Source organism: Frankia sp. BMG5.60 (assembly GCF_059428125.1).
Genome location: NZ_CM182091.1, coordinates 7,779,778 through 7,792,474 on the forward strand (window position 1 = coordinate 7,779,778; position 12,697 = coordinate 7,792,474).

Here is a 12,697-nt window from a genome sequence, read left to right on the forward strand (position 1 = left end):
GGCTCCGCTCCGCCGAGACCGCCGACGATCACGTGGGTCACCATGCTGTGGGCGTCAGCGGGCCGGTACCTGGCGGGCGGCCTCGATGATCCGGGTGAGTGCGCCGTGCAGGTCCTGTAGATCGGTGACCTCGACGCCCAGCCGATCGACGACGGCGTGGGGGATCTTCAGTGCTTCCTGTCGCAACGCGCTGCCGGCCGGGGTGAGTTCGAGCGTCAGCAGGCGCTCGTCGGTGGCGGCCCGGCGCCGGGACACGTAGCCGGCCGACTCCAGCCGTTTGAGTAGTGGGGAGAGCGTGGCCGAGTCGAGGAGGAGGGCGGCGCCGAGGTCCTTCACCGAGCGTGGCGAGCGTTCCCAGAGGGCCAGCATCACCAGGTACTGGGGATGGGTGAGGCCGAGGGGCTCCAGCAGCGGCCGGTACACCCCGATCACCAGCCGGGACGCGACCGACAGGGCGAAGCACACCTGCCGGTCCAGCGCGAGGGGGTCCTCCCCGGGGTCCTCGCCGATACTCGCGTCGTCCTCGATCACGTGCCGGTCCCTCCCTTCGTGGCGTGCGTCATGCTCCAGGATACCCGGCACGTCGACGAAGCGATCGCGTACGATTCATATGTGCACGAAATAATCGGGCACCAGGGGTCGGCCGGCGACGCGACACGCGCGGCGGCCGATGAGGGAGGGCGACGGATGAAGCGTCAGGACAGCACCGTCGGCGCGGCAGGCTGCGCGGCGGGCGGGACGGCGGGCCGGCCCAGCCGCTTCTACCGTTTCCTGTTGAGTGTCATGGGGCCGGCGCAGCTCGGTTCGCTCGAGGCGCCGCCGCGCCCCGTGCCCCCGCGGGTGGACATCTGCCGGAGCTGCGGGCAGCCCCGGGACGCCCACGAGCTCGAGCGGCTTGCCGACCGCACCGCCTCGCGCTGCCCCGTGGGGCCCGCTCGGTCCTGATGTCCGGGAACCGTCCGGCCCGCTACGGAGACCGACAACCGGCCCAGAGACGCGCGGCGGTGCTGTTGAACACGTCTGTCGGTCAGGTCATAGCTTCGCGACGCGGGCCCGCACCTCCATCAGCGCGAAACCGAGAAGATTCAGGCCCGGCCAGGCGTTCGGCCGGCCTGATCGTTCGTCGTCGGCCGCCACACCGATTCCCCAGATCCGGTCCACCGGGCTCGCCTCAACCAGCGTCCGTTGACCGGTGTTCACAAGGAAGTCCCGCAATGCGGGATGCTGACCGAACTTAGCGATGTTGCCGCGCACGACGATGTTGTAGCGGGTGTCGGACCAGGTCTCCTCGTCGAAGTCGCGAACGTGGCGTCCCAGCGCCTTCGCCTCACCCGGGCTCGCAGCGACAAGCACGCGCTCGGCGACGGTCTCATCGCCGAACAATCGTGCCTTCTGCTCCATCATGAAATGCTCCGCGCTGCGGTAGACAGTGCCATCGACGGTGAACTCAATCGGCCACCACTGGCTGAGGCAGCCCTTCCCTATGCCGCCATCAGAGGCCGGTCGGTGACCCCAGAAGAACAGGAACTTCGGCAGATCGTCCGTCTCCTGGAGCCTGCGTAGGTCGTCCACCGACCGGGGCCACTCCACCGACCGGGGCCACACATCGAAATCCTGCATGCGATGAACTTGCCAGGTTCCAGCGACGCCAGCCAGTGCTTTCTGTTCGGATGCGGGCCCCACGGCTTCGTCGGACGATCCGGCAGTGGGTGCGCTCCTGCACGGGTCAAGCCGGGGGCGTCTGATCTTCGCTGGTGGTTCGGTTCACCGAGCGGCGCGTACCCGCTGTTCAACCCCGTGCCGATCGGGGGTGTGGCCGGTCTGCCAGACGGTGTGGGCGGCGGTCAGTTTGGTGGTGAGCTTGTCGAGGAGCGCGGCCTCGGCGGCGGGGGATTCGGTGTGGTTGGTGATCAGTTTGGTGTAGCGGACGGTGTCGACGATCGCTGACTTGACCCGCTCGTGGGCCAGATACGTCGCGAGGTCGGCGGTCCACTCGAGGGCGGCGTCGGCGGGGACGGCGGCGTGCCAGGCAACGCGGGCGGCGCCTTCTTCGTGGGGTTGGTAGGCCATCTTGTGGAGGTGGACGGCGAGGTCGTAGACGGGGTCGCCCCAGAGGGCGAGTTCCCAGTCGAGGAAGTAGGTCACCGCCGCATCGATGATCATGTTTTTGCGGTGGATGTCGGTGTGGAGGAGCCGGAACGGCCTGGGGGAGAGGGTCTGCCAGCGTTCGAGGATGGGCTCGAACGGGTCCGCGGGGAAGCCGAGGGAGTCGAACAGGTCGCCGAACTCGTCGCGGAACCGGGTATGCACGTCGATGGTGATGGCGGAGAGCCGATGAGCGAACGTCGCCGTGCCGCCGTCGGCGGGCCAGCCTGCTGGCAGCGTTGGTAGCTGCTCGAGGGGAACCTGGCCGAGCTGGCGGAACAGTTCACCGACATCGCGGATCACATGGTCTGGCACCCGCTTCCCCCGTGGCGCTACCGCGTCGAGTACGTCTCCGGTGATGAACTCGACCACCTGGTAGGCGGGGTCTGCGTTGGCGCGGAGCAGCCGCGGGACCCGACCGACCATGGGATTGATCGCTTGGACGACGGCGGCCTCGGGCCAGATCGTCAGATCCATGGTGTCCGCGCCGGGGATCGGGATCCGGACGACGACCGGGCCGTCCGGGGTCTCGACCCGCACGTTGTGGTTGTAGAAGCCGGCGCTTCGGTCGGTCCGGGCCAGAGCCACTCGGTAGAGCTCGTCGGGATTGCTGCTCGTGGCCGCGGGGGCCTCGTCGGCTGACGGGTTCGCGGGCTCGGGGAGGGTCATCGGGCTGCCTCGCCGAGGTCGAGCAGGTCACGGACGAACACGTCGATACGGCCCTTCACGTCGTCCAGTGTCGTGAGTGGCTGGATGGCGCGCTGGGCGTGCTGGCAGGCCTGCGTCACGTCTCCGTCCTCGATTCCCAGTTCCCGCAGCGCGATGCCGGCAGCCAGTATCAGCGTCGGGTACACCTCGGCGGCCTCCAACTCGCTCACCGCCCACTTCACGGATGTCCGGGCGAGGTCGAGCTGGCCGCGTCGGGCTTCCAGTGCCGCCCCGTACAGTCTGGCGCGGGCAAGTCCGGAACGGTAGCTGGCCCGGGTCAACGCTTCGACCGCGTCGCTGAAGGCGACCTCGGCGTGGTCAAGGCGGCCGAGCCGCAGTGATGCGACGGCGATGGCCGTGTGGCACTTGCCGAGTTCGTGCTGGGCGCCGATCTCGGTCTGGACCTCGATGGCAGCCCTCGCCTCGGTGAGTGCCGCCTCTGCGTCGGTGAAGGCGAGCAACTCGGCCCGGTTGGTTTTGATGTTGGCGTTGCCGAGGTAGGACCGGGCCGTCTGATAATAGGTCGCGGCCTCGTCGAGGAGGCGCCCAGACGTGGCGAAGTCGAAGGCGAACCGGTGGGCGAGGTGGCGTAGCCGGGCGACGTCCCCGCAGGCCTCGGGGTGGCGCCGCGCGGCGATGGCGTCGAGTTCGGTCGCGAACCGTTCGGCGTCGACGAAACGCCCCTGGCACATGTGCAGGTCGGCGGCCCATAGGCCCGCGCCCATCCGGGCGGTGTCGTCGCGGCCGCTCCAGACCTGGTGGTAGAGCGTCAGTGCCTCGGACGTGTGTCCGGCGATGCGGCGTGCCTGGCCGGCCGCGACGGCGAGTCGGGCGCTGACCGGGGTGCTGGTGTTCCATGTCTGGTCGGGCGTCAGCTCCAGCGCCTTGGTGGCCTCGCCGCTGCGCAGCACCGCCTCGACGCCGAGCACCCGGGCGGTCTGCGTCAGCTCGGGTGTGGCTTTGGCCGGGTTGTTGCGCAGGAACTCGCGCAGGTCGGCCAGTACCCCGTCGGCTGCGCTCTCGGAACCGCCGCGGACCGCGACTTCGACCAGGTCGAGCAGTTCCGTCCCGGTCACCTCTCCGATGGGAAGCGCGTGGAAGACCATCTCCCGGAACGCGATCGGGTCTGCCAACATCCGCCCGTACACTGTCCGGGAAGCCTCCTGGCCGGTGATGCCGCCGTCCTCGGGATCCTCGAAGGCCCGCCGTGTCCAGGCGTCGCGCAGGAGCCGGTGCAGCTCCAGCCGGGCCGGTTCCGACAGCCGGTCGCGCAGCGCCTCCGCCATGAGCTGATGGAAACGCAACTGCGCGCCCGCCGGGTAGACGAACGAGTACGACGAGATCGACTCCCAGGCCGTCACATGACCTGGTAACTGCAGCGCGGCCGTCAACGCCCGGAAGATCTCCAGATCGAAGATCCTCGCCACCCCGAGAATCTCGAGTGTCCGGACCTCGTCGGGACCGACGTGCTGGAGGAAGCGTTGCAGGATTTCCCGCTGGGTTGCCGCGGCCCGTGCCAGGCGCGGCCCGGCGGCGTCGCCGTCAGAGCCAGAGTCGTCTTCAGCGCCAGCGCCGCCGGTGTCGACCGCGAGGTGCAGATAGAACGGAAGCCCAGCGCTCGCCGCCGCCAGCCGCTGCCGTTCGCCTTCCTCGGCGATCCCGGATGAGCCGAGGAGCGCCAGGCGCGCCTCCATCGGCAGCCCGTCGATGGAACGGGTACGGATGAGTCCGCGCCAGTCGGCGTCGTACACGTCCCAGCGCAGCGGCTCCCTTCCCGCGATCACGACCAGCCCGCGGTCGAGCTGAGCGATCAGGTCCCGCAGCCAGACGTCCGCGAGCTGGGTGCGCCCCGAGCGCGTCGGTTCCGGGACCAACGCCTCGTAGGTGTCGATCGTCAGCACATAGGGACGGGTCTGCGAGGCGGCCCGCAGATCCTCGGCGAACAGGAAGGTCACGGCGTCGACGACCTCGGCATTCGGAAGGTCGTCCAGCGATGACAAGGTTTCGTCATGGCGGATGCGGGACCGGCGGCGGGCATCGGTCGCCACCTTCTCAGCGGCCTTGAGAAGACCGAGCGCCGTGCCGAACACCGGTAGCCCGGCCACCGAGTCGACGATCTCCGTGAGGATCCCGCTCTCCTCGACGAACGGCAACGTCTCCCGACTGATCCGCAGGTGCGGGTGAATTCGCTGCCACAACACCGCGTAGGCAAGGTCGAACCGGTCGAACCGCACACCCTGTCCGCCCAACTCGGCGCGCAGCACCGCGAGAGCGTCCTCCTGCTGCCGCATCGCCGGCACCTGAAGATCCAACGACGCCGTCCGCCAACCTTCCGGCGCCCGAACCCGCAACTCCCGCAGCAGCCGCGACTTCCCAATCCCTCCGACGCCCGTCACGTTCAACACCCGCGGGGACGAGGCTCTGCCGGCGAGTGCGTCCCGAACCCGGCCGATCTCCTCCGCGAACGCCCGCAGCAGCGGTTCCCGATCCACGAACTCCCGCTGCAACGCCGCAACCCGACGAAACCGCGGCCTGATCGCCATACCCCAACCTCCGGCAGTCCGACCGCCCCCGGTCGTCAGCGTGACCCGACGATCGCCCTCCGCATCGAACCACGCCGGCGCGCCTTTCTCGGATCAAAACGTTCAACTCGTCTCTCGTGGGCCGTGGCTGAGCGCGCGGTGCGCACGGTGCTGGCGGGCCACACTGAGATCGTCTTCCACTGCGCCTTCTCACCGGACGGCGCTACGCCGACTCGTCAGGATGGGGACCATGTGGTTGCCGTTGCCGATGGGGGAGAGGTTGCGGGCCGAGTTGGGTTCACCTCAGCGGCCTCGCCGGCTGGGTAGTAGTCCGCGGTCACGGGTATGGCGGGTGGAGCTGTCCGGCACTCCCGCGGTGGTCAAGCAGCTCATCGACGGGCCGGGGGCCACCGAGAGGTATGCCCGCGAGGTGGCCGCGTTGACGCTCGCGTCCCGCGTTGACCCGCCCGTGGTGCCGTTGCTCCTCGGTACCGATCCGGACCAACGGGTCCTGGTTCTGGAATATCTGGAGCATCAGCGGCCGCGTGAAGACTGGGTGGTCGCCTACGCCGAGGCGCTGGCTCGGCTCCACGGTTCCACAGGAGTCGAGGACACGGGTGTCCTACCTGCCTGGTCCGGCCCGACCCAGAACGACGTCGACTCCTTCCTCCGGCTGGCCTACGCACTCGGCGTCGCCGCGCCTCGCGGAGTAGGCGCCGAACTGGACGACCTCGTGAGCCGCCTGGCCCGCTCATCGGACAGTGCCCTGCTGCACGGCGATCCGTGCCCGGGTAACGATCTGCACACCGACGGCGGTGTCAGGTTCATCGATTTCGAACAGGCGGCGCTGGGCGGCGGGCTCACCGAACTCGCCTACCTGCGCATCGGGTTCCCGACCTGCTGGTGCGTCACCACCCCACCGCGGCCGCTGCTGGAAGCGGCGGAGGCCGCCTACCGCGCGGCATGGTGCCAGGAGACCGGTCTGGATGTCTTTGTCTTAGATCTTGGTTGTGTGGCCTGCGCGTGATCTGTTTCTGATCTTCGCGGTGTGGTGGCGTGATCGGACGGGTCGGGCTGGCCACGGTCGGGGCATGGGTCGATCTCGCCGCTATCCCTCCGATATGTCCGACGCGGAGTGGGCCTACGTCGAGCCGTTGCTGCCCCCGGTCCCGAAGGACGGCCGGCCCGAGAGCCACGACCGGCGCGACATCGTGGACGCGATCCTCTACGTGACCCACAACGGCATCGTGTGGCGGGCGCTGCCGGTGGATTTCCCACCGTGGAAGACGGTCTACGGCTTCTTCGACCGGTGGAAGAAGAAAGGGGTGACGATCAGTGTCCACGACGGGTTACGCGACACGGTCCGCCAGACCGAGCACAGAGCGGCCGAGCCGACCGCCGGTGTGATCGACTCCCAGTCGGTCAAAGGCTCCCAGGTCGTTACCGCCGCCTCTCGCGGCTACGACGCGGGGAAGAAGATCAACGGCCGCAAGCGGTTCATCGTCGTCGACACCCTCGGCCTGCTGCTGGGGGTGCTGATCGTCCCGGCCAGCCGGCAAGACCGGGACGGCGCCCGCCAGCTGCTCATCGATCACTACTTCGCCACCCCCAGCTGCCGGCACCTGTTCGCCGACGGCGGCTTCGCCGGAAAGTTCGTCGACTGGGCCGCCCGCTTCGTGAAGACCACGGTTGAGATCGTCCGGAAGAAAGACGGCCAGAAAGGCTTCCAGGCTCTCCCACGACGCTGGGTCGTGGAACGCACCCTCGCCTGGATCACCGCCCACCGCCGCCTCGCCCGCGACTACGAACGCGACCCTGCAAGCTCCGCCACCTTCATCCACTGGGCGATGATCCGCACCATGGCACGCCGCCTCGCCCGCGGCACCCTGGTCCAACGCTGGACACCCAGACCGACGACCGACCGATAACCCATCAAGATTCAGGACAGGCTCTCAGACGATTTCACCGACGCGTGTGCGGGCTGGCTGCTGCGAGGCGATGCGCTGGTCGAGCGGGCCCAGCGTGGGGCCGTTGACCATCTGGCCAGGATTCCTCGCCGTGACTGGCGCTGGGCACGGCGACGGCGCGCCAGCGGCTCGCCCATCGCCTCGAAATCCTGAGCCGGATGACCACTGACGGTGGCGAGCTGGAAGGACTGGGGCAGCTCGCCGCGGCCATGCGCGACAGCATGCTCATCCGCTGGCCCTCACTGCAACCGCTGCCCGCCCGCCGACCATGAGAGCGTCTCCGGCCGGAAAGGCCAGTGGGCGGCGGCCGGGGCTGCCTGCAGACCTTCCGCGAGGCACTGCTCGGGGTCCTTGACCGCTATCAGCGCCGCACAGTCCGCCTTGCCCACCAGGTCGGCGTGGAGGTAAGCACCGTCAAACTGACACTCCCCGCTCCGTCCACTCTGGGCTGGATGCGTGGTGTCACACTGAGGGGATGGGCGTCGGGGGCGCCGCGCGCGGCGGTGACAGCTGGGATTTCTTCGTTTCCTACACGCAGCCTGACCAGCCGTGGGCGGAGTGGATTTCCTGGGTGCTGGAGGAGGTGCAATTCCGAGTTCTGGTGCAGGCATGGGACTTCCCGCCAGGGTCGAACTGGGTGGAGCAGATGCGCCGCGGTGTGCGTGCGGACCGGACGGTGGTGGTGCTCTCCCATCGCTACCCGGGTTCCCGGTACGGGGCGGCGGAGTGGCGGCAGGCATGGCTGCATGATCCGGCTGGCGATCGGCGGAAGGTACTGGTTGTACGAGTAGAGGACTGCCGACCACCGGACGTCCTTGAGCAGGTCGTGTACATCGATCTGGTGGGACTCGGGCACGAAGAGGCCCGCGACCGGCTGCTGCGGTCGATTGACGCGGCCGTGCACGACCTGAGGTTGAAACCGTCGGAGGAGCCGCCGTTTCCTGGAATGTCTCCGAGGCCTGGCGTCGCGGCGGTGCCGCAAGCCGCTGGGGGAACGCTGGCCCGGCGGCGTCCCTCGGCCGAGCTGCTCCCGGGGCTCCCGGCTCGCTACGTGCCGCGGGACGGCGAGGTGGCCGCGGTGTGCCGGCTACTGACCGATCCTGCAGGGGAAACCACGGTCGGGATCGTCGGGATGGGAGGGGCGGGCAAGTCGACACTCGCCCGCGCCCTGATCCACCAGGAGCAGGTGAAGGCTGCCTTCACGGACGGGATCCTGTGGGTGGATGCCAGCCCGGACATCGACCTGACCACACTGGTGGCTACCGTGCTCTCCGCATTCGGAGATCCCGCGCCGTTGGTTGGCCTCAGTGACGGGATCGCACGGGCTCGGCGGCTGCTGGCCGGGGCGGCGTGCCTGATTGTGGTCGACAATGTGTGGTCCGTGGAGGTGCTCCGCGCCCTCCCCCTGATCGCGCCTGCCCGACTGCTCGTGACCACCCGGAGCCGAGACAGCCTGTTCACCTCCAGCGCGGTCTACCTGGTGGGCGGCGTGGACAATGGCGCGGGCCGGCAGCTGTTAGCCCGCTACGCGGGCTGCCAGCTCGACGAACTTCCGGCCGTCACCGAGGAAATCTTGACGCGTTGTGGCGGGCTGGTTCTTGCATTGGCCCTGGTTGGCGGCATGGTCGGCGAGGGCCGGCCCTGGGTAAACGTTCTCGAACGCCTACGTCGAGCGGATCTAAGCCGGCTGACGGGCCGATTCCCGGACTACCCGTCTACCGACCTCCTCGCCGCTATGGACATCTCCGTGTCCACCCTCGACGACAACGGCCGGGACCGGTTCACCGAGCTTGCGATCTTCCACGGACCCGTTCCCGCTGCCGTGGTGATACGGCTGTGGCAGATCACCGCCGGCTTGGATGACCTCGACGCCGATGACCTTCTCCGGCTCCTCGGCCGCCGCTCCCTCGTCCAGATCGACCCACGCACCGACCAGGTCACCGTGCATGACCTTCTACTCGACTACGCACGCGCCGCCATGCCCACCAGCAATCTCGGCAGGATTCACCTCCTCCTCGCCGACGATCTCCTCACCCGTTGGGGTGGGCTCGGCAAGGGACTGCCCCGGCTACGCGACCCGGCACGGCTCGACGACTTCGACCAGTACGGAACCGATGCCCTCGTGAACCATCTGCTCTCAGCCGATCGCGCCGATCTGGTCGATGAACTTCTGACGGTGGAATGGGACGCCGAACCCGGGCGGGCCCACAACGCCTGGTATACCGTCCACGAAAACCTTGGCCAAACAGACACCTATCTCTCGGACGTACGCGCGGCGTGGCGGCATGCCGCGGATCATTCCCGCCTCGACGGTCTGAATCGGCAGGCATTCTATGCACTCATCATCGGATCGATCAGCAGCATTGCCGCGCGCATGCACCCCGATCTGCTCGTCCGCGCCGTCGCTCTGCGCGTCTGGCCGCTGCCGCGGGCGCTGGCCTACGCGTTGGCCATCCCGATGCCAGAAGGCCGCGCTCAGGCGCTGACCGGACTGATCATCCACCTCGACGCAGAGAAGCGTCGCACGGTGTTGGACCAAGCCCTCGATGCCGCGATCCACATCAGCGAGCCACAGTCGCGGGCGCGGGCACTGGCCAGGCTGGTCACCCATCTCGACGTGGATCGGCGGCGGGCGGTGCTGGACCAGGCACTCGACGCCGCGGACCACATCGACCATCCGGATGACCGAGCGCGCGTGCTGGCCGGCTTGGCCGCGGACCTCGATGCCGATCAAGTCATCCGGGCTCTCGACGCTGCGGCGCGCATCGACGCGTTGGATGCCCGGGTGCGGGCATTGGCCGGGCTGGCGGCTTACCTGGACGCGGCTCAACGCCGCACGGTGCTGGACCAGGCCCTCGACTCCACCACCCGTGTCGTCCAACCACTCACCCGGGCGCGCGCCCTGGCCCTGCTGGCCGCACACCTCGACGAAGACCAGCTCAGCCGGGCGCTTGATGCGGCAGTGCGCGTTGTCTGGCCGACCGCCCGCGCGCATGCACTGGCCGGGCTGGCAGGGCAGCTCAACGCCGATCAGCTCGCCCGGGCGCTGGATGCCGCCATCCGCATTGACGGGCCGGATGCCCGCGCGCGGGCGCTCATCGGGCTGGCACCGCGCCTCGACGCCGTGCAGCGTCATACCGTGATGAACCGGGCTCTCGACGCCGCAGCACGCATCAACCATCCGGACGACCGAGCGCGGGTGCTGGCCGGGCTGGCCGCGCATCTCGCCGGCGACCAGGTTGCCCGGGCGCTCGACACCGCCATCTCCATCGACCGGCCGGAAGCTCGTACTCGTGCGCTCATCGGGCTGGCACCGCACCTCGATGTCGAGCAGCGTGGCATGGTGCTCGATCAGGCTCTCGACGCCGCCATGCACATCAATCGCCCAGGCGACCGTGCGCGGGCGATGGCCGGGCTAGCAGTCCACTTCGACGCCGCGCGGCGTCGCGCGGTGCTGGATCGGGCTCTGGAGGCTGCCAACCACATCAGCCGCCCGGTCGACCGCGCTCGGGAATTGGCCCTGCTGGCCGTGCATCTCGACGCTGACCAGCTTGCCCGGGCGCTCGACACCGCCGTCCGCATCGACCATCCCGACTCTCGGCTCCAGGCGATGGGTGGCCTGGCAGCCCATCTCGACCCTGAGCAGCGTGGCGCGGTGCTGGATCAGGCTCTCGAGGCCATCACCCGTATCGACCACCCCGTCGCCCGGGCGCGGGCGCTTGCCGGTCTGATAACCCTCCTCGGCACCGACCAGCCGGCCCGAGCCCTTGATGCAGCCACCCGGATCAGCAAGTCGGAAGACCGCGCATGGGCACTGGCCCGAGCCCTTGATGCAGCCACCCGAATCAGCAGGTCGGAAGACCGCGCACGGGCGTTGACCGGGCTGGTCGCCCACCTCGACGCCGACCAGATGGCCCGAGTCCTTGAGGCGGTCACCCGCTTCGACTGGCCGGGCGACCGGGCACGAGTGCTGGTCGGGCTGGTCGCCCATTTCGAGGGCGAGAAACGTCGTGTGGTGCTGGAGCAGGTTCTCGCTGCGGCTGTTGGAATTGACCGTCCGGATGCTCGTGCGCATGCGCTGGCCGGGCTGATAGCCCATTTTGAGGGCGATCGGCGTGGTGTGGTGCTGGAGCAGGCCCTCGCCGCTGCCATTCAGATTGACCGCCCAGTCGACCGCGCGCGGCTGCTGGTCGTCCTGGTCGCCCATTTTGAGGGCGATCGGCGTGGTGTGGTGCTGGAGCAGGCCCTCGCTGCGGCTGTTGGAATTGACCGTCCGGACGCTCGTGCGCATGCGCTGGCCGGGCTGATAGCCCATTTTGAGGGCGATCGGCGTCGTGTGGTGCTGGAGCAGGCCCTCGCCGCCGCCATTCAGATTGACCGCTCAGCCGACCGCGCCCGCGCATTGACGGAGCTCGCAGACCACCTTGATACTGCGCAGCTCATCCGGGCGCTCGACCCGTCAACGAATTCTGGTCAGCCAGATGCCCACGCGCAGGTGTTGGTTAAGCTGGTAGCCCAATTCGTCGGCGAACGGCGTCAGATCGTGCTGGGTCGGGCCCGCGAGGCCGCGTCCAACATCACGAGGTCAGACGTCCGTGCACGGACACTGGCCGAGCTTGCGGCCTACTTCGATGGCGAGCAACGCCGCGACATACTGAGCCAAGCCCGCGAGGCCGCGTCCAACATCACGAAGTCAGACGTCCGTGCACGGACACTGGCCGAGCTTGCGGCCCACTTCGATGGCGAGCAACGCCGCGACCTACTGGGCCAGGCTCTCGACGCTGCCACCCACATCAGCTACCCGGCTGCCCGCGCCCGAGCCTTGGCCGAGCTCGCGGCTCACCTTGACGGCGAGGAACGCCGCGCTGTGTTGGACCGGGCTCTCGATTCTGCCACCGACATCACGAAGCTACCCGTCCGTGCACGGACACTGACCGAGCTTGCGGCCCACTTCGACGGCGAGCAACGCCGCGACGTGCTGGATCAGGCTCTTGATGCTGCCACCCACATCGGCCAGCCTGACGGCCATGCGCGGGCCCTGACTGAGCTCGCCCCGCATCTCGATGCCGAGCGAGGCGCTGTCGCCGTAGGAGAGGCTCTGGCAGCCATGGCTGTACTTGGCAGGCCGAGCGTTGTAGAGGTCCTAAACAACGTCCTGCTGGCTGGTCGCGACTGGATATCGCCGGGCCGACTGGCGAGGCTGTTGTCGAATGCTCAACGCTGGTGGCCGTGAGACTCGGACCGGTTGAGAAGGCATTGGGTCAATTGACCAGGAGCTGGTGGATGCGGCGGAAGGCGAGTTCGACCAAGGTCACGTCCAGCGGCGTGGTGTACGGAAGGTGACTCCGCGTGATC

At 68.6% G+C, this 12,697-nt stretch carries 8 protein-coding genes; 4 read left to right on the plus strand and 4 right to left on the minus strand.

Features of this window, described 5'->3' with window-relative positions:
- Positions 1-54: 54 nt before the first annotated feature.
- Positions 55-531 (minus strand): MarR family winged helix-turn-helix transcriptional regulator, encoded by a 477-nt coding sequence (locus AC5R91_RS31810; protein ID WP_495394976.1) that lies wholly within the window; start codon positions 529-531, stop codon positions 55-57.
- 156 nt (positions 532-687) lie between these two features.
- Between AC5R91_RS31810 and AC5R91_RS31815 the strand changes: the two genes are divergently transcribed.
- Entirely contained in the window at positions 688-945 is a 258-nt protein-coding gene (locus tag AC5R91_RS31815; RefSeq protein ID WP_495394977.1) for a hypothetical protein, read from the plus strand.
- An 87-nt stretch (positions 946-1,032) separates the two neighbouring features.
- Here the strand turns inward: AC5R91_RS31815 and ybiA are convergent, their stop codons facing one another.
- The 3 genes from ybiA to AC5R91_RS31830 form a co-directional block, all read right to left on the minus strand.
- Positions 1,033-1,620: a riboflavin biosynthesis intermediates N-glycosidase gene (ybiA, locus tag AC5R91_RS31820; RefSeq protein ID WP_495394978.1), complete on the minus strand. Its 588-nt coding sequence runs from the start codon at positions 1,618-1,620 to the stop codon at positions 1,033-1,035.
- A 144-nt stretch (positions 1,621-1,764) separates the two neighbouring features.
- Positions 1,765-2,814: a phosphotransferase family protein gene (locus tag AC5R91_RS31825; protein ID WP_495394979.1), complete on the minus strand. Its 1,050-nt coding sequence runs from the start codon at positions 2,812-2,814 to the stop codon at positions 1,765-1,767.
- A complete protein-coding gene (locus tag AC5R91_RS31830) occupies positions 2,811-5,396 on the minus strand; it encodes an aminoglycoside phosphotransferase family protein (RefSeq protein WP_495394980.1) in 2,586 nt (861 codons plus the stop codon). The genes AC5R91_RS31825 and AC5R91_RS31830 overlap by 4 nt, the downstream gene beginning before the upstream one ends.
- Positions 5,397-5,625: 229 nt before the next feature.
- Here AC5R91_RS31830 and AC5R91_RS31835 point away from each other — a divergent pair, with 229 nt between their 5' ends.
- The 3 genes from AC5R91_RS31835 (at position 5,626) to AC5R91_RS31845 (ending at position 12,575) form a co-directional block, all read left to right on the plus strand.
- Positions 5,626-6,402 carry a phosphotransferase gene (locus AC5R91_RS31835; RefSeq protein WP_495394981.1) on the plus strand — a complete coding sequence of 259 codons (777 nt, stop codon included), beginning with the start codon at positions 5,626-5,628 and terminating at the stop codon, positions 6,400-6,402.
- Between the two features lie 64 nt (positions 6,403-6,466).
- Positions 6,467-7,303 (plus strand): IS5 family transposase, encoded by an 837-nt coding sequence (locus AC5R91_RS31840; RefSeq protein WP_495392242.1) that lies wholly within the window; start codon positions 6,467-6,469, stop codon positions 7,301-7,303.
- A gap of 514 nt (positions 7,304-7,817) precedes the next feature.
- On the plus strand, positions 7,818-12,575 hold the full coding sequence (locus tag AC5R91_RS31845; protein WP_495394982.1) for a TIR domain-containing protein: 4,758 nt from the start codon (positions 7,818-7,820) through the stop codon (positions 12,573-12,575).
- The last annotated feature ends 122 nt before the right edge of the window (positions 12,576-12,697 follow it).